The sequence below is a fragment of the Sphingobium sp. AP49 genome, from assembly GCF_000281715.2.
Taxonomy (GTDB): domain Bacteria; phylum Pseudomonadota; class Alphaproteobacteria; order Sphingomonadales; family Sphingomonadaceae; genus Sphingobium.
Window position 1 is genome coordinate 3,669,173 of the sequence record NZ_CP124576.1, and the last position, 26,463, is coordinate 3,695,635.

At 65.8% G+C, this 26,463-nt stretch carries 21 protein-coding genes and 1 tRNA gene; 11 read left to right on the forward strand and 11 right to left on the reverse strand.

What is annotated here, in order from left to right:
- Positions 1 to 28 precede the first annotated feature (28 nt).
- Together PMI04_RS17590 and ald are read right to left on the reverse strand one after the other, a co-directional pair.
- Complete coding sequence (locus tag PMI04_RS17590) at positions 29 to 859, reverse strand: sulfite exporter TauE/SafE family protein (RefSeq protein ID WP_007713543.1); 831 nt, start codon at positions 857 to 859, stop codon at positions 29 to 31.
- Between the two features lie 347 nt (positions 860 to 1,206).
- The gene (gene ald, locus PMI04_RS17595) at positions 1,207 to 2,322 is read right to left on the reverse strand and encodes an alanine dehydrogenase (RefSeq protein ID WP_283184812.1); all 1,116 of its coding nucleotides are present in this window, start codon (positions 2,320 to 2,322) and stop codon (positions 1,207 to 1,209) included.
- Between the two features lie 176 nt (positions 2,323 to 2,498).
- Between ald and PMI04_RS17600 the strand changes: the two genes are divergently transcribed.
- The gene (locus tag PMI04_RS17600) at positions 2,499 to 2,966 is read left to right on the forward strand and encodes an Lrp/AsnC family transcriptional regulator (protein ID WP_007713549.1); all 468 of its coding nucleotides are present in this window, start codon (positions 2,499 to 2,501) and stop codon (positions 2,964 to 2,966) included.
- Positions 2,967 to 2,978: 12 nt separating this feature from the next.
- Here PMI04_RS17600 and PMI04_RS17605 read toward each other — a convergent pair whose 3' ends face one another.
- Entirely contained in the window at positions 2,979 to 3,890 is a 912-nt protein-coding gene (locus PMI04_RS17605) for a peptidylprolyl isomerase (protein WP_037487102.1), read from the reverse strand.
- A gap of 90 nt (positions 3,891 to 3,980) precedes the next feature.
- Here PMI04_RS17605 and PMI04_RS17610 point away from each other — a divergent pair.
- The 3 genes from PMI04_RS17610 to PMI04_RS17620 all read left to right on the forward strand — a co-directional run bounded on the left by PMI04_RS17610 (position 3,981) and on the right by PMI04_RS17620 (position 8,280).
- Positions 3,981 to 4,071, forward strand: a tRNA-Ser gene (locus PMI04_RS17610).
- A gap of 403 nt (positions 4,072 to 4,474) precedes the next feature.
- Positions 4,475 to 6,889 carry a membrane-bound PQQ-dependent dehydrogenase, glucose/quinate/shikimate family gene (locus PMI04_RS17615; protein ID WP_037487105.1) on the forward strand — a complete coding sequence of 805 codons (2,415 nt, stop codon included), beginning with the start codon at positions 4,475 to 4,477 and terminating at the stop codon, positions 6,887 to 6,889.
- Between the two features lie 92 nt (positions 6,890 to 6,981).
- A complete protein-coding gene (locus PMI04_RS17620) occupies positions 6,982 to 8,280 on the forward strand; it encodes a carbohydrate porin (protein WP_007713558.1) in 1,299 nt (432 codons plus the stop codon).
- Positions 8,281 to 8,306: 26 nt separating this feature from the next.
- On the opposite strand, the gene PMI04_RS17625 is transcribed toward PMI04_RS17620, so the two are convergent.
- Entirely contained in the window at positions 8,307 to 8,927 is a 621-nt protein-coding gene (locus PMI04_RS17625) for a TetR/AcrR family transcriptional regulator (RefSeq protein WP_007713562.1), read from the reverse strand.
- An 86-nt stretch (positions 8,928 to 9,013) separates the two neighbouring features.
- Between PMI04_RS17625 and PMI04_RS17630 the strand changes: the two genes are divergently transcribed.
- Positions 9,014 to 10,339, forward strand: coding sequence for an NAD(P)/FAD-dependent oxidoreductase (locus tag PMI04_RS17630; RefSeq protein WP_037487107.1), 1,326 nt, complete (start codon positions 9,014 to 9,016; stop codon positions 10,337 to 10,339).
- 61 nt (positions 10,340 to 10,400) lie between these two features.
- Here the strand turns inward: PMI04_RS17630 and PMI04_RS17635 are convergent, their stop codons facing one another.
- Entirely contained in the window at positions 10,401 to 10,844 is a 444-nt protein-coding gene (locus PMI04_RS17635; protein WP_007713568.1) for a pseudoazurin, read from the reverse strand.
- 89 nt (positions 10,845 to 10,933) lie between these two features.
- Entirely contained in the window at positions 10,934 to 11,455 is a 522-nt protein-coding gene (locus tag PMI04_RS17640; protein WP_007713571.1) for a rhodanese-like domain-containing protein, read from the reverse strand.
- A 103-nt stretch (positions 11,456 to 11,558) separates the two neighbouring features.
- Here PMI04_RS17640 and PMI04_RS17645 point away from each other — a divergent pair, with 103 nt between their 5' ends.
- Positions 11,559 to 12,383, forward strand: coding sequence for a quinoprotein dehydrogenase-associated SoxYZ-like carrier (locus PMI04_RS17645; protein ID WP_007713574.1), 825 nt, complete (start codon positions 11,559 to 11,561; stop codon positions 12,381 to 12,383).
- Positions 12,380 to 13,333, forward strand: a complete 954-nt coding sequence (locus tag PMI04_RS17650; RefSeq protein ID WP_007713576.1) for a quinoprotein relay system zinc metallohydrolase 1 — start codon at positions 12,380 to 12,382, stop codon at positions 13,331 to 13,333. Before PMI04_RS17645 ends, PMI04_RS17650 begins: the two co-directional genes overlap by 4 nt.
- A gap of 29 nt (positions 13,334 to 13,362) precedes the next feature.
- Here the strand turns inward: PMI04_RS17650 and PMI04_RS17655 are convergent, their stop codons facing one another.
- The 5 genes from PMI04_RS17655 to PMI04_RS17675 all read right to left on the reverse strand — a co-directional run bounded on the left by PMI04_RS17655 (position 13,363) and on the right by PMI04_RS17675 (position 22,344).
- Positions 13,363 to 15,696 (reverse strand): TonB-dependent receptor, encoded by a 2,334-nt coding sequence (locus tag PMI04_RS17655; protein WP_007713580.1) that lies wholly within the window; start codon positions 15,694 to 15,696, stop codon positions 13,363 to 13,365.
- Positions 15,697 to 15,780: 84 nt separating this feature from the next.
- Positions 15,781 to 17,739 carry an acetate--CoA ligase gene (acs, locus tag PMI04_RS17660; protein ID WP_007713583.1) on the reverse strand — a complete coding sequence of 653 codons (1,959 nt, stop codon included), beginning with the start codon at positions 17,737 to 17,739 and terminating at the stop codon, positions 15,781 to 15,783.
- Positions 17,740 to 17,750: 11 nt separating this feature from the next.
- Positions 17,751 to 19,778, reverse strand: a complete 2,028-nt coding sequence (locus PMI04_RS17665) for a TonB-dependent receptor (protein ID WP_007713586.1) — start codon at positions 19,776 to 19,778, stop codon at positions 17,751 to 17,753.
- A gap of 103 nt (positions 19,779 to 19,881) precedes the next feature.
- The gene (locus PMI04_RS17670) at positions 19,882 to 21,261 is read right to left on the reverse strand and encodes a porin (protein WP_007713589.1); all 1,380 of its coding nucleotides are present in this window, start codon (positions 21,259 to 21,261) and stop codon (positions 19,882 to 19,884) included.
- 120 nt (positions 21,262 to 21,381) lie between these two features.
- On the reverse strand, positions 21,382 to 22,344 hold the full coding sequence (locus PMI04_RS17675; RefSeq protein ID WP_007713592.1) for a PQQ-dependent catabolism-associated beta-propeller protein: 963 nt from the start codon (positions 22,342 to 22,344) through the stop codon (positions 21,382 to 21,384).
- Between the two features lie 165 nt (positions 22,345 to 22,509).
- Between PMI04_RS17675 and pedF the strand changes: the two genes are divergently transcribed.
- The 4 genes from pedF to PMI04_RS17695 all read left to right on the forward strand — a co-directional run bounded on the left by pedF (position 22,510) and on the right by PMI04_RS17695 (position 26,438).
- The gene (gene pedF, locus PMI04_RS17680) at positions 22,510 to 22,938 is read left to right on the forward strand and encodes a cytochrome c-550 PedF (RefSeq protein ID WP_007713595.1); all 429 of its coding nucleotides are present in this window, start codon (positions 22,510 to 22,512) and stop codon (positions 22,936 to 22,938) included.
- 5 nt (positions 22,939 to 22,943) lie between these two features.
- Entirely contained in the window at positions 22,944 to 23,807 is an 864-nt protein-coding gene (locus tag PMI04_RS17685; RefSeq protein WP_007713600.1) for a transporter substrate-binding domain-containing protein, read from the forward strand.
- Positions 23,808 to 23,902: 95 nt separating this feature from the next.
- Positions 23,903 to 25,657, forward strand: coding sequence for a methanol/ethanol family PQQ-dependent dehydrogenase (locus PMI04_RS17690; RefSeq protein WP_007713603.1), 1,755 nt, complete (start codon positions 23,903 to 23,905; stop codon positions 25,655 to 25,657).
- A 13-nt stretch (positions 25,658 to 25,670) separates the two neighbouring features.
- A complete protein-coding gene (locus tag PMI04_RS17695) occupies positions 25,671 to 26,438 on the forward strand; it encodes a response regulator transcription factor (protein ID WP_007713606.1) in 768 nt (255 codons plus the stop codon).
- The last annotated feature ends 25 nt before the right edge of the window (positions 26,439 to 26,463 follow it).

Genomic DNA, 26,463 nt, shown 5'->3' on the forward strand with positions numbered 1-26,463 from the left:
GGGGAAGCAGCCTATCGTGCGGAAGAATTTATATCTTCAGGCCGGCGCGCAGCATCAATGCGCCGATGATGAGCAGATAGACGCCGAAGATCTTCTTGAGCGGACCTGCCGGCAGGCTATGGGCGGCGGCCACGCCGAGCGGCGCGGTCAGCATCGACATGGAGGCGATGGCAAAAGTGGCGGGGATATTGATGTAGCCCAGCGACCCCCAGGGCAGCCCGCCTTCCTTGAGACCGATGATGGCGAAGCCGATGGTGGTGGGGATGGCGATCAGCGTACCGATACCCGAAGCGGTGGCGATGGCGCGGTGGATGGTGCGGCCGCACAGGGTCATGACCATGATGGCGATGGTGCCGCCGCCGATGCCGAGCAGCGAGGAGAAGGTGCCAAGCCCGCCGGCAATGCCGACCCGCAGGATGCCCGATGGCATATGGTCGCTCAGCACCTTGCCGCTGACCTTGGGCAGCAGGAAGTTGAGCGACATGAGGATGACGCCGCCGCCGAAGATCATCTTGAGCGTGGTGCCATCGACATGGCTGGCCAGCATCACGCCCGCGCCGCAGCCCAGGACGATCCAGGGCGCCCACGTCTTGAGCACTTCAAATTCGACAGCCCCGCGCTTGGCATGGGCCAGCAGCGAGCGGATCGATGTGACGATGATGGTCGCGGCCGACGTGCCGATCGCGACATGGGCGATGGCATCCTTGGTCCCGCCCAGCAGCGGCAGCACGACGAGGAGAGCAGGCACGACGACGAAGCCGCCGCCGATGCCGAAGATGCCGGCGGCAAAGCCGGCGAGTAGACCGGCCGCCAGCATGGCGACCAGCGGCACGAGCCAGGTCATGACATCACCGGACATCAGCACGCCCCCTTCTGCAGTGCGCAACAGGCGCGCAGGATGAAGCGATCGCCTTTGCGGATCAAGGCGGTGAATGTGGGGAAATCGACCATGATGTTAAGCCATGCCTCTCTTCGGCGGAACCAGGATGCATGGGGGGCATGTGGTCATGTCCCCCTGCCCGACTAGACGAACGAGGTCCCGGAACCCGCAAGAGAATCCACCCCGATTATTTGACGATCGGGAAACAATGGCATGCGATGCGGCGGCATCCGGGGCAAAATAAAAGGACGCCAGCCCCGCAAGGGAGGGCTGACGTCCTTTTGTCCGGCGGCTGTCGGGGGCGCCGGAAAACAGGGGCGGCGCGATCAGGCGATCGCGTCTTCCGCCGGGGTGTAGGGCAGGTCCAGATCCTCGGCGACGGCGCGATAGGTCACCTTGCCATCCCAGATATTGAGGCCGGCGAGCAGGTGCGGATCGCGACGCAGCGCGTCCTTCCAGCCCAGTTCGGCGATGCGCAGCGCATGCGGCAGGGTCACGTTGTTGAGCGCATAGGTGCTGGTGCGGGCGACCGCGCCGGGCATGTTGGCGACGCAATAATGGACGATGCCGTCGATGATGTAGGTCGGGTCGGCATGAGTGGTGGCGTGGCTGGTTTCAAAACAGCCCCCCTGGTCGATCGCGACATCGACCAGCACCGCGCCCTTCTTCATGGTCTTGAGCATGTCGGCGCTGACCAGCTTGGGCGCGGCCGCGCCCGGGATCAGTACCGCGCCGATCACCAGGTCGGCCTCGGCCACGCATTCGGCGAGGTTCGCGCGGTTCGAGAAACGGGTCTTGGCCCGCGCCTCGAAATACATGCCCAGCTTTTCGAGCACTTCGGGATTGCGGTCGAGGATGGTGACGTCGGCGCCCAGGCCGGCCGCCATCTGCGCCGCGTTGAAACCGACGACACCGCCGCCGATCACCACGACCTTGGCCGGCAGCACGCCCGGCACGCCGCCCAGCAGCACGCCCCGGCCGCCATGCGCCTTTTCCAGCGCGGTGGCGCCCGCCTGGATCGACATGCGCCCTGCAACCTGGCTCATCGGCTTCAGCAGCGGCAGGCCGCCGCTGGCGTCGGTCACGGTTTCATAGGCGATGCAGGTCGCACCGCTGGCGATCAGGTCGCGGGTCTGCTCGGGATCAGGCGCGAGGTGGAGATAGGTGTAGAGGATCTGGCCGGGGCGCAGCATCGCGCGCTCGACGGGCTGGGGCTCCTTCACCTTCACGATCATCTCGGCGCGTGCAAACACCTCGGCCGCAGTGGCGATGATGGTGGCGCCGGCCCGCTCATAAAGCGCATCATGCGCGCCAATGCCCTCACCCGCGCCGGTCTCGACCAGAACCGCATGGCCGTGGGCCGTCAGTTCATGGACGCTCTCGGGGGTCAGGCCGACGCGATATTCGTGATTCTTGATTTCCTTGACGGTGCCGACGATCATGAGACGCTCTCCATTATTGCGGCGGGGTAGTCTGGCCTGAAAGGACAATGCAGCCCTGCCGGTTGTGGCGCCATCATATCGCGAAGCGCGCGGCGATTGTTCCCTGATTTGCGCTTGCGATCGCCCGCATCCAGGACAATATATCGAGAAATCCAATTTTACCGGGATAACATTGCATGGATCGGTTCGACATCGCGTTGCTGGAGGCGCTGCAAAGCGATTCCCGCCGGTCGATGAGCGAACTGGGCGAACAGATCGGCCTCTCCTCCTCCGCCTGCCATCGCCGCATCCGCACACTGGAAGAGGCGGGCATGATCGAAGGCTATGCCGCGCGACTCAGCCCCGCCGCCCTGGGGATCACCCTTCAGGCGTTCGTCGAGATTTCGCTGACCAGCCAGAGCCGCGAGGCGATGGAACGGTTCGAGGCGGCGGTGGCCGATTTCCCCGAAATATTGGAATGCCATCTGATGGCGGGCCAGGCCGATTATCTGCTGCGGGTCGCCGCCGCCGACCTCAAGGGCTTTGACGCCGTCCATCGCGACTGCCTCGCCCGCCTGCCCGGCGTATCGGCGATCCGCACCAGCTTCGCCATCCGCCGCATCCGCGACTGGCGTGGATACCGGCTGCGCGACCTTCCCCTTTGATCTTTGGCCCCTTTAGGGCGCCCGACGCACCGGCACCGGCGCGTTGCACAAATCGACGCCACCCGCCGGCCGGTCGTAGAAATCATCCTTCCGGTTGGCGCGCAGGCGCAGATAGTCGGCAAAGCTGGCCGAGGTCGTATCCATCACCTGGAAATGCGGCTGCTCCGCCTGCGGCAGATCGCTTGCCAGACGCACCGAGATGATCGGCAGCTTGCGCTCGGCCTCGGTGTAGAAGCCCAGCTCGCCGCTGCCGCGCGGCAGGCTGGTGAGCGCCGACATGCCCTCGACGATGCGACCGACGACGGCGATATTGCGATCGAGCTGGCGCGGCGCCTGGCCGATCACGGTGTAGAGTTCCGCGCCGGTGCCCGCGTCCGGCGACATGTTGCGGCCGACCCCGATCATGCCATAGCAATGCGGCAGCCAGGCCCCCGCTCCCTCCCCCGACCCGTCCATCGCCACCGGCCAGCCATCGACGAAGCCGGTCGCGGGCGCATAGGGATCAGGATAAGGCAAGCGCGTCAGGCGCGCCTTCATCGCGCCAAGCGGCTGCACATAGTCGGCCGGACTGGTCGGTGCGAGCCCGCCGGGTAAAGGCTTTTTCTCGGTCGCGTCGCCCCATTGCACGACGTAATTCTCCTGCACCCGGTTGATGCTGGTGCCGTCCCACCAATGGGCCGTCGCGAGCGTGCGGATATTGGCGACATGATGCGGCCCGAACTGCGGCGCCAGCTGGATCACCAGCTTTTTGCCGCCCTCGATCGTCATCACCAGCAGATCCTGCGCCGGGATCGCGTGCCAGGCATTCGCCGGCGCCTGCGCCACCACCGCGCCAGGCGTCGCCGGCGGATCGGCCGCCTGGGCGGCGAGGGGCAGGATGGCGATCAGGGGCGCGAGCAGCGCGGCGCGGATACGAAGGGTCATGAGGCGATCAAACAGTCGCTGCGCAAGAAAGTAAAGCATCCCCTTGCCTAGTACGTTGTCGCGCGATAGGGAGCCGCCTCCAGTGCATGCGGAGCGGTGGCCGAGTGGTCGAAGGCGCTCGCCTGGAAAGTGAGTATACGTCAAAAGCGTATCGAGGGTTCGAATCCCTCCCGCTCCGCCAGACCCCTGTTCCCGGGGTCTCAAAAATCCACCGATACAGCTTTTCTTCATTTGTCCGATGCCCAGGCGCAGGCCGGCATTTGGCGAGCCTATTCACGCCGCACCGGCGTTCACTCACCGGTTCTCGTGCCCACGCTGCGGGACCCCTGGGGCGGCAATCGATTGCGCATGCGCCGCCCAAATAGGTCCATGAAAGCATCGATCTTCGCCCCCCTTCGCGCATGAAAGACAAGATCGCGCCGTAGCGCGGCGGACGACCGAACTTGCAAGCCGAGCCCATGTGTACTAAATGGTACACTTCGCCACAACGGCGACGATCCGGTGACTGAGCGTTCTCGTCTACTGCAGAGCGACACTCTCCGACGAATAAGCGATGAAGGAGGTGCCGCGTGTCGGGCACGAAAATGCACGGCCAGCCGCTGATTCGCGGTTGGCTATTTCTGTTGGGGGCGATCATCCTCGCCGCTGGACTGTTTTTCGCGATCGGCGGCGCGAAACTCGCCAGCCTCGGCGGCAGCTTCTATTTCCTGATTGCAGGCGTCGGGCTGATGGCATCGGGCCTGCTCATCGCCCTGCGCCGAGCCGTCGGCGCCCTGCTCTTCGGCATGATCTTCCTGATCACGCTTGGCTGGGCTTTATGGGAAGTCGGCTTCAGCTTCTGGCCGCTCATCTCCCGCCTGCTGGCGATGAGCGTCGGTGCGACAGTCGTTGCGCTGTCCTATCCGCTGCTGCGGCGCCGGAATGGTTCGGCGCCCGCCTGGTGGCCGGCGTTGCTGATGGCGGCGCTGGTCGGCCTCGGCTCGGCGGCCGGCGCGGCCGGCATGTTCATGGTCCATCCGACCGTGCCCTTTGCCGGGCAGGTGGCATCGCTGGTGCCGGTCGATCCGGCACGCGAGCAGAAGGACTGGACCGCCTATGGCAATAGTCCGGGCGGCAGCCGCTTCGTCGCGCTCGACCAGATCACCCGCGACAATGTGAGCAAGCTCAAGGTCGCCTGGACCTATCGCACCGGTGACGTCGCGCAGAGCGACGGCAATGGCGCGGAGGACCAGAATACCCCGCTGCAGGTTGGCGATACGCTGTTCATCTGCACCCCGCATAACAATGTCATCGCGCTCGACGCCGATACGGGCCGCGAGAAGTGGAAGACACTGATCAATGCCAAGGCGTCAGTCTGGATGCGCTGCCGGGGCCTTGCCTATTTCGACGCCCATGCGCCGATCCAGCAGCCCAGCCTGCCCGGCGCGACACCGGTGACCGCCGTGACGGTGCCGACGGGTGCAGCCTGCCAGCGCCGCATCCTGATGAACACCATCAATGCCGAACTGATCGCGCTGGACGCCGACACCGGCAAGTTTTGCGCCGATTTCGGCACCAACGGCCGGGTCGACCTGAAGGCCGGGCTCGGCAATGCGCCCGATCCCCAATATCAGCTGACCTCCGCGCCGACGCTGGCCGGCACGACCGTCGTGGTCGGCGGCCGCGTTGCCGACAATGTCCAGGTCGACATGCCCGGCGGCGTGATGCGCGGCTTCGACGTCATTACGGGCAAGCTGCGCTGGGCCTTCGATCCGGGCAATCCGGCGATCACCGGCACCCCGCCGGCGGGCAAGACCTATGCCCGCTCGACCCCCAATGTCTGGGCCGCCATGTCCTATGATCCGGCGTCGAACACCGTGTTCATGCCGGTGGGCAGCGCTTCGGTCGATCTCTATGGCGTGACCCGCAGCGCGCTCGATCACACATATGGTGCGTCGATGCTGGCGCTCGATGCCACCACCGGCCGCGAGAAATGGCATTTCCAGACGGTCCATAACGATCTGTGGGACTTCGACCTGCCGATGCAGCCAAGCTTCGTCGACTTCCCGGTCGATGCCGCGCGCAAGGTGCCCGCGCTGGTCTTCGGCACCAAGGCGGGGCAAGTCTATGTGCTCGACCGCGCCACCGGCAAGCCGCTCACCGACGTCAAGGAAGTGCCGGTCAAGCCCGCGAACATCCCGGGCGAACCCTATTCGCTGACCCAGCCCAAGTCGCTGGGCATGCCGCAGATCGGCGTGGGTCCGTTGACCGAGGCCGACATGTGGGGCGCCACCCCGTTCGACCAGTTGCTCTGCCGCATCGCCTTCAAGGGTATGCGCTATGAGGGGCTGTACACCGCGCCGGGCACCGACAAGTCGCTGAGCTTCCCCGGATCGCTCGGCGGCATGAACTGGGGCGGCATCTCGACCGATCCGACCAGCGGCACGATCTTCGTCAACGACATGCGCCTTGGCCTGTGGGTGCAGATGTTCCCGCAGACCGCGGCGCAGAAGGGCCAGTCGGGCAGCGCGGGCGAAGCGGTCAATACCGGCATGGGCAGCGTTCCGCTGAAGGGTACGCCCTATTCGGTGGTGAAGGATCGCTTCCTGTCGGCGCTGGGCATTCCCTGTCAGGCGCCGCCCTATGGCACGCTGACCGCGATTGACCTCAAGACCCGGGCCATCAAATGGCAGGTGCCGGTGGGCACGGTGCGCGACACCGGGCCGATGGGCATCCGCATGGGCCTGCCGATCCCGATCGGCATGCCGACGCTGGGCGGTACGCTGGCGACGCAGGGCGGTCTGGTCTTCATCGCCGGGACGCAGGACTTCTACCTGCGCGCCTTCAACGCGGCGACCGGCGCGGAAGTCTGGAAGGCCCGTCTGCCAGTCGGCAGCCAGGGCGGCCCGATGAGCTACAAGTCGCCCAAAAGCGGCAAGCAATATGTGGTCGTGACGGCGGGCGGCGCGCGCCAGTCGCCTGATCGAGGCGATTATGTGATCGCCTACACGCTGCGCTGAACCATGGGCGGGGCGGCCCAGCGCCGCTCCGCCTGTCTATCGTCATCATTCATGTCACCGCGCGCAGCATCGCGGCGCGGAAGGGAGGGGCTTTGGCCCATAATCTTCATCTTCATGCCCGCCTGACGCTGGCGGGATTGCTGAGCCTGCTGCCGGTCGCGGGTGCCCATGCGCAGGAGGCCACGCCGGAAAAGGCGGTGGCGGCCCCGCGCGAGACGCTGACCGGCGACTGGGGCGGGCTGCGCACGCGGCTGAAGCAGGCGGGCGTCACCGTCCGCGCGGACTATGTCGGCGAGGCCTTTGCCGCAGTCGACGGCGGCCAGCGGCGCGGCAGCGCCTACACCCAGCAATTGCGCGCCAGCCTCGATTTCGACATGGATCGGATCGCCGGCCTGTCCGGCGGCATCGTGCATGTCACGATCAACGACCGGCGCGGCGTCGGCCTTTCTTCCGACATCGTCGGCAATCGCCTGCCGATCCAGGAGGCAGCCGGCGGCAATTATACCCGCCTGTCGGAATTCAGCTACGAACAGAATATCGACAATGGCCGGCTCAACCTGCGCCTGGGCTATTTTGCCATGGGCAATGATCTGGGCGGGATGATCCTGGGCTGCAATTTCGTCAATGCGGCCTTCTGTGCCCATCCGCTATCGGAATCGGGCAATAGCGGCTGGTATAATTATCCCAATGCCCGCTGGGGCGCGGCGGTGCGCTATCGCATCCGGCCGGATCTGGCGCTGCGCACCGGCGTCTATCAGGTCAATCCGCGCCTCAACGATCCCGACAATGCCTTCCGCCCCTTTGCCGGCGGGACGACCGGCGTGCTGTTGCCGCTGGAACTGGAATATGATCCCGGCATCGCGCCGGGCAGCCATGTGCTGCCTGGTCATTACAAGATCGGCGGCTATTATGACACGTCACGCGCCGCCCGGCGCGGCGAGCAGGGCATGCTGCGGGGGCGCTATGGCGTCTATGCGCTGGCCGACCAGATGATCCTGCGCGATGGGACCGGCAATCGCGGCCTTTCCGTCTTCGCCCAATTCACCGCCAATCCGGAGGCGTCGGCCCAGATCACCCACTGGTATGCGGCCGGACTGGTCAAGACCGGCACCTTTGCCGGCCGGGACGCCGACAGCATCTCGATCGGCCTCGTCCATGCGCAGGTCAATCCGCGCCTGCGCCGCGCGGCGGCCGATGCGCAGACTATTCCCGGCGGCTATGCCGCGCTGCCGGTGGGCGAGACCGCGATCGAGATGAGCTATGGCATCCAGTTGCGCCGCTGGCTCAGCATCCGGCCGGATGTGCAATATATTCTCGATCCCGGCGCCTTTTCCTATCGCCGCACCAATGATGCGCTGGCGCTGGGCGGCCAGGTCAAGATGCAGTTCTGATCCCGCCCATGACCTTGCCCCAACCCCTAGGGATCGGCCCGGCAATAGCGCAGCACATTGTCGATCACCTGCATCCGGCGCCGGTCGGCGGCCGCCTCGCTGGTCATGTCGACGCCGAAGATCGCACTGAAACTGTGGCGGTTGGACACGAAGTAGAAGGCAAGAGCGCTGATCGTCATATGCAGGTCGACCGCGTCCAGCCCCGGGCGGAAGCTGCCATCCGCAACACCGCGATCGATCAGCGCCTGGGTCTTGGGCAGGACGATCTCGTTGCGCCCCTGCGAAATCTCGCCGACATGCGGGCCGCCCCGGATATTCTCGTCCATCACCAGCCGCACCAGTTCGGGGTGGTGGAAATGATAGTCGAAGGTGAGCGCAGTCAATCGTTCGAGCGCGGCGAGCGGGGCCAGGTCGTCCAGTTCGGCATCCAGCTCGGCCGATCTTATGCCGCGATAGGCCTCGGTCAGCACTGCGCGATACAGCCCGTCCTTGTTGCCGAAATGATAATAGATCATCCGCTTCGACGTCGCGGTCGCCGCCGCGATCTCGTCCACCCGCGCGCCGGCATAGCCTTTTTCCGCGAAATGCTGGGTGGCGATCGCGATGATGTCGCGCCGGTTGCGTTCGGTGAAATTCTGCTTGTCCACGCCTCGCTTTGCGACGCCGGGCGCCCTATTGCAATGCACAACCGGCGCGCCGGAACCCGCTCCGCCGGCTTGTCGATCGAGGAGGAATGCGCGTGATCCCCGACAAGAAGATCCAGATCGTCATAGTCGGCGGCGGTGCTGCCGGCCTCGAACTCGCGCGCAAGCTCGGCGCCCGCTACGGCCGCAAGCGGCATGACATCATCCTGATCGATCGCAATCGCACCCATATCTGGAAACCGCTGCTGCACGAGGTCGCGACCGGATCGCTCGACGCCAGCCTGGATGAGGTCGGCTATCGCAGCCACTGCCACCGCTGGGGCTATCGCTATCTCTATGGCACGCTGCAGGGCATCGATCGGGCCGCGCGGCGGGTCCATATCGCGCCGGTGTTCGATCCCAAGGGGCGCGAGGTGGTGAGCGCCCATTCGGTCCGGTACGACTATCTGGTGCTGGCCTATGGGTCGGTCACCAATGATTTCGGAACGCCGGGCGTCGCCGACAATTGCCTGTTCCTCGACAGCCGCGCCCAGGCCGACAGCTTCCGCGACCAGTTGCTCGACCATTGCCTGCGCGTGTCGCGCGCCATGTCGGCCGACCCCGCGTCGGATGCGCGGGTGCGGATCGCGATCGTCGGGGGCGGCGCCACCGGGGTGGAACTGGCGGCCGAACTCTATAATGCCGCCGATGCGCTGGGCTATTATGGGCTGGAGGTGTTCGATCGCCAGCGGCTCGACGTCACCCTGCTGGAGGCCGGGCCACGCATCCTGCCGGCCTTGCCCGACCGGCTGGCCGACGCCGCGCGGGAGGAACTGGAGGTGCTGGGGGTCAAGGTACGCGCCGGCATCGCCGTCACCGCCTCCACGCCGCAGGGAATGGAGACGAAGGATGGCGGCTTCGTTCCCGCCGATCTTCAGGTCTGGGCCGCCGGGGTCAAGGCGGCGGCGATCCGTGATGGCCTCGATGGGCTGGAACAGTCCCGCGCCGGCCAGGTGATCGTGCGCCCGACGCTGCAGAGCCTGGCCGACGACCGTGTCTTCGCGATGGGCGATTGCGCCTCCTACACGCCGCAGGGTGCCGACCGGCCAATCCCGCCACGGGCACAGGCCGCGCATCAGATGGCGGACACCGTCTTCTCCAATCTCGGCCGGCTGATGGCCGGTCGCCCGCTCAAGAGCTTCGTCTACAAGGACCATGGTTCACTGGTGTCGCTCAGCCGCTATTCAACGGTCGGATCGCTGATGGGCAAGCTGGTCGGCGGACGCATGGCGGTGGAAGGGCGGCTGGCCCGCTTTGTCTACATGTCGCTCTATCGCATGCACCTGATGGCCGTACATGGCTGGATTCGTGGCCCTGCCCTGATTTTGGTGAGCCATATCAATCGTTTCGTGCGACCGCGCCTGAAACTCCATTGAAAGGTGCGGCGGGGGGGCACCGCAGGATATCCCCCCGCCGCTTTAGGCCGTCAGCAGTCTCTCAGTTCACCTTGGCCAGTGCCGCATTCATCCGCTTGGCGGCGAACGGCGGCAGCTTGACCGCCTTGGCCGCCGTCACATCGGCCGCCGTCGGCTTGCCCACCTGGACCAGCGCCACCATGCCCATCGAATAATGGGGCATGCACTTGATGCCATAGAGGCCCGGCTTGCTGACGGTCAGCACCGCTTCCTTGTTCATCGCCCCCTTCATCGGGGTCGCGCCGGCCGGCAACATGGTGGAAATCGTCTCGGCATTATGGCTGGGGTCGGTCGGCTTGAAATGGATCACATCGCCCGGTGCCGCTTTCACGAAGGACGGCTCGAACACCATCGCGCCATCGGCGCCCTTGTTCTTCATATGGACGGTGATGTCCTTGGCCGCGGCCGGCATCGCGCCGGCCATGGCCAGGCCGCCGATGATCGCCAGCGCCGAACGATGAAGCATATATTCTCTCCCGGAAAATCACTTGTTTGGGTTGGTCCCTCAACCTGCAACTTGCCGGAAAACAGAGGGCAAACAATTGACCTTTGGTCCTATCGCCCCTCCGGCTTGCTGGGACTGAGATCCCGGCCCAGATCGCGCCAGCCGTCCGTCCCCTCGGCCAGCCACCAAATATTGCGATAGCCCATCGCCCGCAGCCGTCGCGCCGCATTCCAGCCCATCCAGCAATCCGCGCGGCAGAAGGTGATGATCATCCGGCTACGGTCTCCGCCGCTCAGCCGCGCGATCCCACGCGCGAACCAGTCCGCAATATCCGGCATCGGCGCGCCCCGCCCGCTCTCGGGAAACCAGTGGGCGCCGGGGATGCTCTCATGCGGCTGCGCCAGTTGCCAGCGTCCGTCCGCCTCGCGATGGCCGCCCTCGGCCGGCAGCACGTCGATCAGAATCATGTCGATATCCGGCCGCAGCGCGGCGATCGCGGCCGGCGCGATCCTGCCCACGCCCTCGGGCGGGCGATGCACGGGGCTGCGATAATGGGCGATGCGATAGCCCGCCGCGTCGAACAGGCCGGCCTCCTGCGCCTGCGTCACGCCCGGCACTAGCAGCGCTGCCATCAGCCCGATCCTTGCCCGCATCCCTTCGCTCCCGACGCCACGACCCAAGGTGCAATGGTAGCCACTTTCGCCCGGCGCTAGGCATGGACTTTGGGAGAAGAGGATGAACAGGCGCAAGATCCTGACAGCCATGACCGCGTCCTGCCTGCTGGCGACCGGTCACATCGCGGTCGCACATCCACCCTACCCCGCCGATCCGCTGCACTCGCCGATGTGGACCGCCCATGCGCAGACCATCTTCGGCGACGATCCGGTCCGCTTCGATCCGCGCGTGAAGGTGAATTATCCCGCGATCGCGGAAAATCAGCGCAGCTTCCCGGTCGCGCTCGACGCGCGCGGCCTCGGCCCCGTCAGGCGCATGCTGATCCTGGCCGATCTCAACCCGATCCCGATCGCCATCGACTATCGGCCCGACGGCGCCGAACCTTATGTCGCCACCCGCATCAAGCTCGACCAGCGCACCCCGGTGCGCGGCGCGGTGCAACTGGCCGACGGCCAATGGCTGGTCAGCGGCGGCTGGGTCGATGCCGCGGGCGGTGGCTGCTCTGCCCCGCCGGTCAGCCGGGTGAAGGGCGACTGGGCACAGCATCTGGGCGAGATGCGGGGCGAAGCCTGGCCGATGGCCGACGGCGCCAGCCGGCTGCGCATCACCTTCCGCCATCCGATGGACACCGGCTTCGTCGCCAATATCCCGACCTATCATATCGAACAGATGCGCGTGACCGGCCCTGACGGCCGGCTGCTCGGCGAGATGGAGATATGGGCCGCCGTGGCCGAAGACCCCGCCATCACCCTGATGCCCCGCGCCAATCCCGGCGACACGCTCTCCATCGCCGCGCGCGACACCAATGGCCGCGCCTATCTCGCCAAGGTGACGGTCGCCCGCCAGTCGCCCCTGCCCGGCACCAGCGGCGCGACCGGCCGATGATGCTCAGCCGCCGACAGGCGCTGGCCGGCATGACCGGCGCCCTCCCCCTGCTGACCGGCGCCGCACCCGACGACTATCGCATCGATCCGCAGCCGGTCGCCGATGGGCTGTGGATGATCCATGGCGCCGACGAACAGATGCTGTTCGCCAATGGCGGCGCGATCGCCAATATCGCGATCATCGCCACCCCGGCCGGGACACTGCTGGTCGATGCCGGCCCCTCGATCCGCTATGGCCGCATGCTCAGGAAAATGGCCGAGACGCTGACCGGCCAGCCGGTCGTGCGGGTCTATGTCACCCATCTTCATCCCGACCATGGCATGGGCATCGCCGCCTTCGATCCCGCCATCGTCGCCGCCCTGCCCGGCACCATAACCGACATGGAACGGGACGGGCGCGGCTTTTCCGATGCGCTCTATCGCCTGCTCGGCGACTGGATGCGCGGTACCGACCTTGTTCTGCCGGGGCGGCGGATCGACCAGCCGGCGGAGGATTTCGGCGGCCGCCGCCTGCAACTGCTGTCGCTCGCCGGTCACAGCAATGCTGATCTCGCCCTGCTCGACGAACGCACCGGAACGCTGATCGCGGGCGACCTGCTCTTCCTCGACCGCGCGCCGAGCACCCCGACCGCGAACCTCGCCCGCTGGCGCGAAAGCCTGGATGCGCTCGCCAGATTGCCGCACAAGGCGGCGATCCCCGGCCATGGCCCGTTCGACCCCGCCGGCACCCGCGCCATCGCCCAGACCCGCGACTGGCTCGACTGGCTCGATGCGACGCTGCGCACCGCCGTTCAGTCCGGCCTCGACATGGTGGAGGCCGGCACCCTCCCCATCCCCGCGCGCTTCGCCACCATCGCCGCAGCCCGCTACGAACTCCAGCGCAGCGTCGCGCACCTCTATCCCGCGCTGGAGGCCGAACTACTGCCCCGGGTGGATGTCCCGGAGGGGTGAGGCCGAAAGGCGTGGGAGAGTGAGGGGCTTCAGAATGTCGCCTTCACCCCGGCATACCAGCGGCGCGGCGCACCGGCGCCATAGGCCCTGGGATCGCTGGCGCCCGGTGCCTCGTCCAGTTCGATCTCATCCACTTCGGTAAAGGTGCCGAAGGTCGCATAATGGCGGTCGAACAGGTTGCGGACCTCGCCGAACAGGGTGACGCCGGGGATGATGTCGATGCCGGCGCGGATATTGGCGATCAGATAGCCGGGCACCTTGGCATTCTGGTTCGCCTCGTCGCCGACCAGATATTGGCCGGATCGGGCGATCAGGTCGCCGCCGACCGACCAACGGCGCTGACCGCCCAAGGTGCCGGCATAATCCAGCGTCAGGGTCGCACTATGGCGAGGGATACCGGGCAGACGATCGCCCTTGCGAACGTCGATCGTGCCATCGTCATTCGCCTCCGGGTTGGCCGGACTGCTCAGTGTCAGCGCGCTGCGATAGGTGGCGTCCGTGAAGGCATAGCTGAGGCCCGCGCTGAAACCGCCCCGCGCCGCCTTGACCGATGCCTCGACACCCTGGCGCCGGGTCTTGCCGATATTCTGGAAATAGGCCCGGCCGCGAATGTCCGACGCAATATATTGGATGTCGTCATGATTGCCGGTGCGATAGGCGGAGACCAGCCAGTCGGCGGTCCAGCCACCGACGGCGAAGCGACCCGAACCGCCCGCTTCCCAGCTTTTCGCCACCACCTGTTTCAGCGGCGGATCGGCGATGAAGAAATTGGTGAGGCTGCAGGGCGCATTCTCGTCGGCGCAGGACAGTTCGGCCGGGGTCGGCGCGCGGTTGGTCTCGGCATAGCCGACGCGCAGCGACAGTCCGTCCGAAACCCGATAATCCAGCTCCGCGCCGGGGTTCAGCCGCTGGAAATTGTGCCGCCCGTTCAGCGCCGTGCCGATCTGGTCGACCAGCTCGATCCGCGCATGATTCCAGCGCAGCCCCAGTTCCGCCGTCAGCCCCGGCGCCAGCGGCAACCGGTCCTGCACGAAGACGCCCCAATAGTCGCTATGCGCGACCAGCCCGACCGGCGCGATCGCGCCATCCGGCTGGACGATGATCGCCCCCAGCCCCTCGACGCTGCGCTCGTCCGTCATCGCGCCCAGTTCGGTCGATGTATCGAACCGGGTGCGGCTCGTGTCGTAGCTCATGCCGATCGCAAAATGATTGGTCCCGCCCATCAGTGCGCGATCGTCGATCAACTGCGCCAGCGCGCCCATCGCATCGGTCCGCGTCCGCCCCCGGTTGAGTACGCCATAGCCCTCGCCACCCAGGCTGTCGGCAATGGCATTGCCGTTCGCGTCGGTCAGGACCGCCTGCGCCTCATCGTCGTCATCATCGCCGCCCACCGTCTCCAGGCAGAGCAGCCCGGCGGCGTCCTCCTCCTCGCATCCCTCGATATCGGCGGCATCGCCATTGACCGTGCGCAAGGTCAGTCGCTGGGCATAGAGCGTTCCCTCGATCCGGGTCGTGTCGGACAGAGCGACCCAGGGGTGCAAGCTGATCCGACCATAGTGGCTGCGGCTATTGTCGGGCCAGGTGAAGACGGCGCGCCGGTCCGCCGCCAGCAGCTCGACCGGCGACACGCCATTGCCGGTCAGGTCGGTCTTTGCCCCGACCAGCTTCATGTGGAGTCCGCCCTTCTCGGTATCGAAGCCAAGGTCGGCATAGCCATTATAGAGATGCGACGGGCTATGATCGCGCCAGCCATCGTCATGACTATATTGGAAGGCACCGAAGGCGCTGAAATTGCCGCGCGCGAAGCCGCCGGCGATGCTCGCCTCGGCATAGCCGAAACGGCCGCCGGTCATGCTCGCCTCCAGCCCCGGATCGCTGCGCCCGTCCTTCGTTTCCAGCAGGATCGCCCCGCCCAGCGCATTGAGGCCATAGACCGGACTGGCATCGAGCAGGCTCAGCTTGCGGATCGCCGCCTCGGGAATCAGATCGAACTGGACGGTATCACCGAACGGCTGGTTGAAGCGGGCGCCATCCATATAGACGGCGAGCCCCTGCGATTGTCCTTGCAGCGGCGAGGCGACGAAGCCGCGATAGACGAGATTGGGCTGCCAGGGATTATTCTGCGCATCCTGCAGCGTGATGCCGGCGATATTGCGGGTCAGCGCGCCGAGCAGGTCGGGCGTGCCGCCGATGCCGATATCCCGGCCGGAAATGGACAGCGCATCATCGACATCGATCGCCCCGCCCGGCGCCGTCACGATGATCGTCTGCGCCGGACCAGCCTCCAGTTCCTCGGCCTGCGCCAATAGCGGCATCAGCGCCACGCCCGCCAGACCCGCGCAAAGCCAGCCCCTGCCCCGCATATCCAACTCCCATCTCTGTTTATGGAAAGGACGCTAGGGAGGGCTGGCCAGCGCCTCCATTATACCTTGGGTCGCATGCGATATTCAGGCGGTGACCCCGGCACGGCTACGCACCAGATCCGCGACCACGCTGGGGTCGGCCAGCGTGCTGACATCGCCCAGCGCCTGGGCCGACACCTCCCCCTCGGCGATCTTGCGCAATATGCGGCGCATGATCTTGCCCGATCGTGTCTTGGGCAGGCCCGGCGCGAACTGGATCACGTCGGGCGTGGCGATCGGGCCGATCTCGCTGCGCACCCATTGAGTCAGGGTCCGGCGCAACTCGTCGCTCGGCTGCTCGCCCACATTCAGCGTGACATAGGCATAAATGCCCTGCCCCTTGATGTCGTGCGGCATGCCGACCACCGCCGCCTCCGCCACGGTCGCATGCAGCACCAGCGCGCTCTCGACCTCGGCCGTGCCCATGCGATGGCCCGACACGTTGATGACATCGTCGACCCGGCCGGTGATCCAATAATAGCCGTCAGCGTCCCGGCGGGCGCCGTCGCCCGTGGTATATTTGCCGGGAAAGGTGGTGAAATAGGTCTGGAAGAAACGCTCATGATCGTTCCAGACGGTGCGCATCTGGCCGGGCCAGGACCGGGCGATCACCAGATTGCCTTCGCTCGCGCCATCCTGCACCACGCCATCGCCATCGACGATCTGCACCTCGACACCGGGCATGGGGAAGGTCGCACTGCCCGGCTTCAGGTCCGTGGCGCCCGGCATCGGCGCGATCATCGCGCCGCCGGTCTCGGTCTGCCACCAGGTGTCGATAATCGGGCAGCGCCCCTCGCCCGCCACGCCATGATACCAGCGCCAGGCCTCGGGATTGATCGGCTCGCCCACGCTGCCCAACAATTTGAGCGATGCGCGACTGGTCTTCGTGACATGATGGTCGCCCTCCTTCATCAGCGCGCGCAGCACGGTCGGCGCGGTGAACAGCGTATGGACCTGATGCCGGTCGACTACCTCCCAGATACGGCTCGGCGTCGGCCAGCTCGGCAAGCCTTCATACATCAGGGTCGTCGCGCCATTGGCCAGCGGACCATAGACGATATAGCTGTGCCCCGTGACCCAGCCGACATCGGCCGCGCACCACCAGACGTCACCCGGCCGATAGTCGAAGCAGAGCGCGTGGGTGAGACTGGCCCACAGCAGATAGCCGCCGCTCGAATGGACCACGCCCTTGGGCTTGCCGGTGGAGCCGGAGGTGTAGAGCAGGAACAGCGGGTCTTCCGCGTTCATCACCTCGGCCGGACAATCGGGTGCGACGCCGGCCATCGCCTCGTCATACCAGCTGTCGCGGCCCGCCTGCATCGCCACCGCCCCGCCGGTCGCCCGCACCACCAGCACGCGGCGCACGCTGGTGCAATGGTCGAGCGCCAGCGCCGCGTCGACATTGGCCTTGAGCGGTACGCGCTTGCCGCCGCGCCGGCCTTCGTCGGCAGTGACGACGATGCTGGAATCGCAATCGGTGATGCGACCCGCCAGCGCCTCGGGCGAAAAGCCGCCGAACACGACGCTGTGGATCGCGCCAATCCGCGCACAGGCGAGCAGTGCAACCGCCGCCTCCGGGATCATCGGCATATAGATGGTTATGCGGTCGCCCCGGCGCGCGCCGGCATCCTTGAGCACATTGGCGAAGCGGCAGACTTCGGCATGGAGTTCACGATAGGTCAGGCTGCGCGGGGCATCCGATGGATCATCGGGTTCCCAGAGGATCGCGGTGACATCGCCCCGCTCGGCCAGATGCCGGTCGAGACAATTGGCCGACACGTTGAGCGTGCCGTCGGCGAACCATTGGATACCGAAATCCGCTTCGTCGAAGCTGCTGTCCGACGCGCGGGTCGGCGGCGTGATCCAGTCCAGCCGCTGCGCCTGCTCCAGCCAATAGGCATCGCCGTGATCGAGCGAGCGGCGATAATCGGCGGCGCGGGCCGCCTGGTTCATGCGGGCATGGGCCGCCCAGTCGGCAGGTATCGGAAACAGGTCTTCGGACATGATGGCTCCCTTCATTGGCCGAACCGCACGCCGATCCAGAGCGTCCTGGGTGTCCCCAGGTCGATGGATCCGCCGGCATTGCGGGTGACGACATCCTCGTCGAACAGATTTTCAGCCCGCGCGACCAGGCTGATGCCATGGCCGATCGGCAGCCGGGCGATGGCGTCGAGCGTCAGCGCATCGGGCAGCACATCGCTCTGCAGATCATCCTCATATTGCTTGCCCACATAGCGCAGCGTGGCCGACAGCTCCGGCCCGGCTTTCGGCGCCCAGGCCAGGGTCGCGCTGGCCGAATGGCGCGGCACCTGCGCCGGGGCGAAGCCGTCGAACGTCATGCCCGGTGCATCCACCTTGCTGGGGCTATAGGCATAGGAAGCGAGCAGCGAGAAATCGGCCGGCAGTTGCGCGCTGGCGGTCAGTTCCACGCCCTTCGCCACGATCGCGTTCACATTCTGCCGCTTGCGGGTGACACTGTCGATGGTGACATTGGCGATCGCATCGTCGAGCCGGTTGTAGAAGAGCGTGGCGGACAGTTGCACGCCCGATGCCGGGGTCAGGTCGATGCCTCCCTCCACGCCTTTCAGCTTCTCGGGCTTCAAGGCTTCATTGGCCCGGGTGGTGATCGGAAAGACGACGAAGGGGCGATAAAGCTCGTTGAGCGTCGGCAAACGAAAGCCGCTATAGGCCGCCCCGCGCAGCGCCACCGCATCGCTGACATGGTAGAGCGCGCCTGCCCGGCCTGAGAACTCCCAGTCGGAGCGATTGGCGTAGGTGCTGTCCTGCGTCACCACGCCGACCGCACTGACCGCCTTGTAGAAGCCGTTGCGGATCGACCAGCGATCGGCCCGCACCCCGCCGGTCAGGACAAGATTCCCAATCGTCCAGTCATCCTCGGCAAAGGCGCCGGTCGTGATCTGGTCGCCGCCGGCATGGCGGCGCGATGTCAGCGGGTTGCTGGCGAGATTGGCGTTATAGGCATCCTCAAACATGTCGCCGGTGGCAAAGCGGGTGTCGACGCCGATGCGCAGCACATGGTCTTCGCCGACCGGCGGGCGCAGCTCGATCTTGCCGCCGATCCCGGTCGAGGGGGTGTTGCGCTGGTCGAGCGACTTGCGGAAGCTGGTGGAGGAGATGACGATGTTGGAGAAGTTGCGCGCCTGGAGATAGGCGAGCGCATCGACCTGCCAGCGACCGCGCGCAATATAGCGGATGCTGGCATCCTGGCCCTGGCTCATGCTGTCGGCGCCGGCAAAGCGCAGGGTGCGGTTGTCCTGGAACAGGGTGCCGCGAAACTGGATTTCCGAGGTCGCATCGATCGGCGCGACCGCGCGCAGATTGGTCGACCAGCTGTCATAGGCGGCGGGCACGGTGGCGGCGACGCGCTGGTCCCTGGGCGTGGTCTGGAAGCCGTCGCCCCGGTCCCAGCGGCCCGACAGCGACACATAACCACTGCCCAGGTCGGGCGCGATGCTGGCGGACAATTCGGTCGCGTCCTTGCTGCCATAGAAGGCGCTGGCGCCGAAGACCGGCATCTGCTCGCGGGTGGCGCTGGCCAGCTCGATCGTGCCGGCGACCGCGCCCGCGCCAAAGGCGCCACTCCCCCCGCCGCGCGTCACTCGCACCAGCGCCAGCCGGTCGGGCACCAAAGCCGAGAAAGGAATATAGCCGAAGAAGGGATCGGCGACCGGCACACCATCAAGCAGCACCAGGGTCCGGCTCGACGCATTGCCACCCAGTGCGCGCAGCGTGGCGCCCTGGTTCGAGGGATTGGACGCGCGGCTGTCGGACCGGCGGAACTGCTGGAAGCCCGCGACATCGGCCAGCACGCTCTCGATCCGCCCCGACGCCGCATCCCCCAGCCGATCCCGGTCGATCACCACCGAGCCATAGGCCGGCGTACCCGGCGGCAAGGACAGGCCGCTGCCCGTTACGATGATCGACGCGGCGGCCATCGCCTCGCCTGCGTCATCGGGTGTTTCCGCCTGCGCCGCGATGGGCGCCATAGCCATGCCGAGCGCGAGCCATTTTGTTCTGCGCATATATCCTCCCCTGCCGCCCCGTCATGCGAAGGGGCGGCATCCCTCGATAGGATGCCGCCCCTTGCCGGAACATTGGCCTTTGGGCCGATGGCCCTTCTCCCGTTCAGAAGAAGAGGATGGCGCCGGCTGCGATCGTGTCGCCCTGCGCCTCATTGCCATTATGCGCCTTGGACGTGCTGTGGATATATTCGCCGATCAGCGTCACCCAGCTGGTCAGGCCATAACGGCCCTGCCCGACCCAGCTGCTATTCTTGCGGATCAGCGTCGGGTTGGCGAGCGCATCAGCGGCATTGGCATAATGGAGATTGCTCTCGCCATAGCTGCCACCGACCGAGAATTTGCCGAAGGTCGCCAGCCCCTGAAGATAGAAGCCGTCGCTGTCACGCTTGTTGCCCACAGCATCCGTATCGAACAGGTTGAGCGCCGTCGTGCCCAGGCCCGAGCCATTATAATAATAGCCGGTGAGGACGATCGGGCCGTAGCCGATCTTGGCGCCGGTATCGAAGCCGCTGCCGGTATAGGAAATGCCATCGACGCGATTATGCCGCTGGGTGATACCCGACAGCCAGGCGCGGGCCGAAAAATCCCCGAACTTGCCGTCATAGACGATCTTGCCCTGGAAGCCGGGCGACTTGTTGCTTTCGCCCGGTCCGGTCAGCGATTCGAGCGGCTGGAACACGCCGACCGAGACCTGGAAGCCAGACAGGCTGGGCGAGGTGTACGTGATCTGCGGCTGGAAGTCGGTGTAGATATAGCCGATGCCGATGCGGCCGAGCGAAGTGTTGGACGGCGCGACATTGCCGCCGCTCGATCCGACCGACAGCAAAGTGATGTCGTTCAATATGCCTTCCGAGCCGAACAGGCCGATGTCGCGACCCAGCTTGAACTCGCCCAGCCCCGATCGGCCGATGGTCATATAGGTCTGGCGGAAATCGATGCCGGCGGTCTGTAGCGCCACCGGCCGGCCACCGGCATTGGCGCCGCCGCCAACCGAATAATCGGCACTGTTGATGCCGGGATACATGCCGAAATGGGCGCCGACGTCCCAGCCGCCCTGGTTGGTGGTGACGTCGAACTTCAGATAGCCGGGCAACAGGCCGTTGCGGATCGCCGAGCTATTGCCGCCAACCGGCACCACGCCGCCGACGACATCCGTGTTCGGCCCGGCCGCCTGGCCATTTTCATGGGTATAGAAACCGTTGACCGAGCCGGACATCTTGACCGTGACGTCGCCGACCTCAAACCCGACGCCGCTGTCGGCGACGCGTACCACGGGCTTGCCATCCGACGCGGCGGGCGCGGCGGCAGCGGCCGGCGCCGCGGCATCCTCCTTTGCCAGCTGGGCATATTCCTCGTCGGTGAGGATCCCCTTTTCATGCAGCCTTTTCAGCAGTTCGCTCGTCGTCCCGGCATTGGCCGGCGTTGCCCCTGCGACGAACAGCAACGCCATGGCGGCGCTGCCGAGGAATAGTCCCCGTGCCATCTCATCCTCCCTCTTGTGCGCCGGTCGTGCCGGCTGTCGGGAAGAGTGGGCGGCGGCGATGGCGGCCGAAATTGGACTTTGGTTCTCATCCCCTTGTCGCCGGCCGGGCTATACTTTGGGTCAGGGGGCGACGACGATGCCCCACGGCCCGGCGCCGACCGCCACCGTGCCGACGACCTTGCCGGCGGCCAGGTCGATCACCGAGACATTGTCCGAAAGGCCATTGGCGGCATAGGCCCGCGCGCCATCCGGGCTGACTGCGACATGCCAGACCCGCTTGCCGACCGGCACATAGGCGCGGACCTTGCGGGTCGCGACATCGACCAGCGCGACATGATTGGCGCGGCCCAGCGCCACCACGGCGGTCTTGCCGTCCGGCGTGAACCGGATGCCGCAGGGCAATAGCTGATAATCCTGCACGCCGGGGATAGCGAAATGCAGCGTCTCGACGATCCTGCGCGTAGCCGGATCGGCGATCTGCACCGTCCCGCCCATCTCCGCCGCGATCCACAGTTCTTTGCCGTCGGCGGTGAATTCGACATGGCGCGGGCGCTGATCGGTTTCGGTCGCATCGACCATCGTCTTGGTCGACAGGTCGATCCAGTTGACGACGCCGTCATCCTCCGAAGTCACCACCACCCATTTGCCGTCCGGGCTTTGCGCCACACCCTCGGGCTCCTTGCCAACATCGACCTGAAAGGCGACCTTGCGGCTGTCGATGTCGATCGCGGTCAGCGCGGCATTATCCTCATTGGCGACGAACAAGGTCCGGCCATCGCGCGAGAGGAAAAATTGCTCGGGATCCTGGCCCGATGGCAGGTCGGCGACGACCTTGCCGGTCGCGCGGTCGATCATCTGCACCGCATGGTCGTTGCTGGCACAGAGCAATATATATTTGCCGTCCTTCGTCACGGTAATGCCGCGCGGCCGTCCGCCCACCGGCCAGGTCGCGACCGTCTGCATCGTGGCGGCATCGATCACGCTGATGCTGTTGCCGCGCTCGTTGGAGACATAGAGCGTCTCGGCCCGAACGGACGGGATCGCCACCATAAGCGCAAGCCCTGCCACCACATGCTTCATCATGCCCGCATCCTCTCATCCTTTTGGCCTGATAGCGGATTAGCCCCCGGCCCGTCCCGGCGGGATTGTACCAATGGCCAATGGGGGCCGGTCCCACCCTTCCCTACAGTCGGCAGCGACAGGGAAGGCAAGCGGCAACACAGGCCGCAGCACAGACGAGGATTTGGGATGAGGAACTTCGGACGGATCGCATTGTTCGGCGCGGCCTGCCTGGCGGGCGGATCGATCACATCGGCCCTGATGGCGCATGGCAACGTCACGCCGCAGGCGGTCGACACGTCGGCCCTGCCGGAAATCGGCGCCGACTGGCTGCAGCATAATCCCTATCGCGGCAATGCGACGGCGGCGAAGATCGGCGAATCCGCCTATGGTCAGAATTGCGCCCGCTGCCACGGTCTGGACGCGGAGAGCGGCGGCATCGCGCCGGACCTGCGCTATCTGGAGGTCGGCGATACCGGCGACGAATGGTATATCCAGCGCTTCCAGCATGGCTCCAGCCATGACGGCAAGGTCTATATGCCGCCGATGGGCGAGGTTCTGGGACAGAAGGCCGGATGGGCGATCCGCGCCTGGCTCGAAACCAAGCATCAGGAGTGATCGTAATGGATCGCCGCGCCTTTCTGAGCAGCGTGGCGGCTGCCGCGTTAGTGGGATATGTTTCGCGTGGGCAGGTGGCAAGGGCCGCCCCGCTCGGCAAGGTCAGGGACCTGGGTGTCCTTCGGGTCGCAGTCTACAAGGACAACCGCCCCTGGTCCTGGCGCAAGGACGGCAAGCTGATCGGGATCGACGTCGACCTGGCCCAGGCGCTGGCCAAGGGCTTGGGCGTGCGCGCCGACATTGCCGAACTGGTCGCGGACGAAAGCGCCGACGACGACCTGCGCAACGGGGTGTGGAAGGGCGGCCTTCTGGGCTTCCAGCCGGCCGACATCATGCTGCACGTGCCGTTCGACCGCAGCTTTGCCGCGCGCAACGATCAGGTCGCGATCATCGCGCCCTATTATCGCGAAAGCTTTCAGTTCGCGGCAGTGAAGGGCGAGATCGACGTCAATGCGCCGCCGATCCAATATCGCGGCAAGCGGCTGGCGGTCGAGATCGATTCCATTCCCGATTTCTATCTGATCGGCACATTCGGCGGCATATTGGCCAGGGATGTCGTCCATTTTCCGGGCGGGACGGAAGCCGTCACCGCGCTGACCGACGGCCGGGCCGATGGCGTACTCGCCAGCCGGGCGCAGATCGAGGCGGTGCTGCACGACAGCGGCGCCACCAACATCGTCCGCCGCACCAGCCCCCTGCCCGCCTTTACCTCAGCCGGGTGGGATATCGGCATGGCGGTGAAGGAGAATAGCCGGAACCTGGGCGATGCGGTCGAGACCATCCTGGCCGACATGACGCAATCGGGCGCGCTCAAGGCGATCTTCGAGCGCCATGGCGTCGCCTATGCGCCGGCCGTCGCGGCGGGCTGACCGGGCGACCCAAGGTCCAATTGGCACGGCCGCCGCGCACCATAATGTGCTGCATCGACGGCGTTGATCACGCCGGAAAACAAGGGAGGATGACTATGACGGGACGTTTCACGCGTTCGTTCCTGGGGGTGGCAGCGATCGCGCTGGTCGCCGGCGCCGCGCCGCTGCTGGCGGCCGATCCCGCCAGCGGGCCAACCGATGCCGACCTGATGAACGATGCCGCATCGACTGGCGACGTGCTGACCTATGGCATGGGGCCGCAGGCGCAGCGCTTCAGCACGCTCAACCAGATCAACACCAACACCGTCAGCAAGCTGGTGCCCGCTTTCGCCTCGTCGCTGGGTGGCGAGAAGCAGCGCGGCCAGGAGTCCCAGCCGCTAGTCTATGACGGCACCATCTATGTCACCGGTTCCTATTCGCGGCTCTATGCCTTCGACTCCCGCACCGGCGAGGAGAAATGGGAATATAATGCCCGCCTGCCCGACGACATCATGCCCTGCTGCGACGTCGTCAATCGCGGTGCGGCGATCCATGGCGACAAGATCATCTTCGCCACGCTCGATGCGCGACTGGTGGCGCTCAATCGCCATACCGGCAAGGTCGTGTGGAACAAGCAGATCGCGGATTACAAGGCCGGCTACAGCGCGACCGCTGCGCCGCTGATCGTCAAGGGTATGGTCATCACCGGCAATTCGGGCGGCGAGTTCGGCATCGTCGGCGCGGTCGAGGCGCGCGACGTGGATACCGGCGAGCTGATCTGGCACCGCCCGGTGATCGAAGGCAATATGGGCACCTTGCGCGGCAAGGATAATGGCATCACCGGCAAGCTCAATGCGACCTGGCAGGGCGATCTCTACAAGACCGGCGGCGGCGCGACCTGGCTGGGTGGCACCTATGATCCGGAAACCAACCTTCTCTATTTCGGCACCGGCAACCCGGCCCCCTGGAACAGCCATCTGCGGCCCGGCGACAATCTCTACACCGCGTCGACGCTGGCGATCGATCCCGAAACCGGCGTAATCAAATGGCATTACCAGACCACCCCGCACGACGGCTGGGATTTCGACGGGGTCAACGAGTTCATCCCGTTCGACGCGACGATCAACGGCAAGCCGATGAAGCTGGGCGCCAAGGCGGATCGCAATGGCTATTTCTTCGTGCTCGACCGGACCAACGGCAAGTTCGTCAGCGCCAACCGCTTCGTCATGCAGACCACCTGGGCCAGCGGCTATGACAAGAATGGCAAGCCGATCGTGATCCCGGCCGGTCGCCCCGGCGCGCCGAGCGCGACCGAGAAGGGCAGCACCGTCTTCTCCTCGCCCAGTTTCTTGGGGGGAAAGAACTGGATGCCGATGGCCTATAGCAAGGACACCGGCCTGTTCTACATCCCGTCCAACGACTGGGGCATGGACATCTGGAACGAGCCGATCGCCTACAAGAAGGGCGCCGCCTATCTGGGCGCGGGCTTCACCATCAAGCCGATCGCCGAGGATCATATCGGCGCGCTGCGGGCGATGGACCCCAAGACCGGCAAGATCGTGTGGGAATATAAGAACAAGGCGCCGCTATGGGGCGGCGTGCTGTCGACCGCCGGCAATCTGGTCTTCACCGGCACGCCCGAAGGCTATCTGAAGGCCTTCGACGCCAAGACCGGCAAGGAGCTGTGGAAGTTCCAGACTGGGTCGGGCGTGGTCGGATCGCCAGTCACCTGGGAGCAGGATGGCGAGCAATATGTCGCCGTCATGTCCGGCTGGGGCGGCGCGGTGCCGCTGTGGGGTGGCGAAGTGGCCAAGTCCTTCAAGGACATCAATCAGGGCGGTTCGCTCTGGGTGTTCAAGCTGGCCAAATAAGGAGGCGAGGACGATGATCGTCATGGGGCGCGGACAGACTATGCACGGCGGAAATCGCGGGCAATTTGCCGCGCCCCCGCCTATGATCCATCATCATGGCCAGGGGGCGGACATGCAGGTCGAAGACAATAACGCGATGATGGAAAGGGTGCTGATCGTCGACGACCACCCGCTGGTGCGCGACGGGCTGCGCAGCGTGATCGCGGTCAGTTTCGACGGGTGCGAGATTTTCGAGGCGGCCAGCCTGGAGGAAGCGCTGGCGACGCTGGAGAAACAGTCCAATTTCGACCTGGTGCTGCTGGACCTCAATATTCCCGACGTGAAGCGGCTCGATGGCCTGAAACTGCTGCGCAGTCGCCACCCGATCCTGCCGGTGGTGATGGTGTCGGGCGCGTTCGACCGGGCGATCGTGCGCGAAGCGCTGGGCGCAGGCGCCGCCGGTTTCATCCCCAAGTCGATGAAGCGCAGCGCGATCGTCGATGCGCTGCACCGGGTGGTGTCAGGCGAAATCTACATGCCCGACGCGATCGACGAGGCGCCACAGGAAAGCGCCGAGGAAGCCGATATCCTGACCCGGATCAGCAGCCTGACGCCGCAGCAGCGGATCGTGCTGACCCATCTGGTCCATGGCCGGCTGAACAAGCAGATCGCCCATGACCTCAGCGTATCGATGACCACGGTCAAGGCGCATGTCTCCGCGATCCTGCAGAAGCTCAACGTCTTCAGCCGGACCCAGGCGGTGATCCTGGCAAACCGGGTGCATTTCGATGGCGACAATTGAGCGCGAAAATAGGAAATCCCGCGCT

What these genes read in the sequence shown, in the direction of transcription:
- PMI04_RS17590 (WP_007713543.1), bottom strand. Translation starts at nt 859, where the DNA reads ATGTCCGGTGATGTCATGACCTGGCTCGTGCCGCTGGTCGCCATGCTG.
- acs (WP_007713583.1), bottom strand. Translation starts at nt 17,739, where the DNA reads ATGTCCGAAGACCTGTTTCCGATACCTGCCGACTGGGCGGCCCATGCC.
- PMI04_RS17605 (WP_037487102.1), bottom strand. Translation starts at nt 3,890, where the DNA reads ATGACCCTTCGTATCCGCGCCGCGCTGCTCGCGCCCCTGATCGCCATC.
- PMI04_RS17670 (WP_007713589.1), bottom strand. Translation starts at nt 21,261, where the DNA reads ATGGCACGGGGACTATTCCTCGGCAGCGCCGCCATGGCGTTGCTGTTC.
- PMI04_RS17635 (WP_007713568.1), bottom strand. Translation starts at nt 10,844, where the DNA reads ATGCTTCATCGTTCGGCGCTGGCGATCATCGGCGGCCTGGCCATGGCC.
- PMI04_RS17695 (WP_007713606.1), top strand. Translation starts at nt 25,671, where the DNA reads ATGATCGTCATGGGGCGCGGACAGACTATGCACGGCGGAAATCGCGGG.
- PMI04_RS17645 (WP_007713574.1), top strand. Translation starts at nt 11,559, where the DNA reads ATGAACAGGCGCAAGATCCTGACAGCCATGACCGCGTCCTGCCTGCTG.
- pedF (WP_007713595.1), top strand. Translation starts at nt 22,510, where the DNA reads ATGAGGAACTTCGGACGGATCGCATTGTTCGGCGCGGCCTGCCTGGCG.
- PMI04_RS17690 (WP_007713603.1), top strand. Translation starts at nt 23,903, where the DNA reads ATGACGGGACGTTTCACGCGTTCGTTCCTGGGGGTGGCAGCGATCGCG.
- PMI04_RS17650 (WP_007713576.1), top strand. Translation starts at nt 12,380, where the DNA reads ATGATGCTCAGCCGCCGACAGGCGCTGGCCGGCATGACCGGCGCCCTC.
- PMI04_RS17675 (WP_007713592.1), bottom strand. Translation starts at nt 22,344, where the DNA reads ATGATGAAGCATGTGGTGGCAGGGCTTGCGCTTATGGTGGCGATCCCG.
- PMI04_RS17600 (WP_007713549.1), top strand. Translation starts at nt 2,499, where the DNA reads ATGGATCGGTTCGACATCGCGTTGCTGGAGGCGCTGCAAAGCGATTCC.
- ald (WP_283184812.1), bottom strand. Translation starts at nt 2,322, where the DNA reads ATGATCGTCGGCACCGTCAAGGAAATCAAGAATCACGAATATCGCGTC.
- PMI04_RS17655 (WP_007713580.1), bottom strand. Translation starts at nt 15,696, where the DNA reads ATGCGGGGCAGGGGCTGGCTTTGCGCGGGTCTGGCGGGCGTGGCGCTG.
- PMI04_RS17640 (WP_007713571.1), bottom strand. Translation starts at nt 11,455, where the DNA reads ATGGCAGCGCTGCTAGTGCCGGGCGTGACGCAGGCGCAGGAGGCCGGC.
- PMI04_RS17630 (WP_037487107.1), top strand. Translation starts at nt 9,014, where the DNA reads ATGCGCGTGATCCCCGACAAGAAGATCCAGATCGTCATAGTCGGCGGC.
- PMI04_RS17665 (WP_007713586.1), bottom strand. Translation starts at nt 19,778, where the DNA reads ATGCGCAGAACAAAATGGCTCGCGCTCGGCATGGCTATGGCGCCCATC.
- PMI04_RS17615 (WP_037487105.1), top strand. Translation starts at nt 4,475, where the DNA reads ATGCACGGCCAGCCGCTGATTCGCGGTTGGCTATTTCTGTTGGGGGCG.
- PMI04_RS17685 (WP_007713600.1), top strand. Translation starts at nt 22,944, where the DNA reads ATGGATCGCCGCGCCTTTCTGAGCAGCGTGGCGGCTGCCGCGTTAGTG.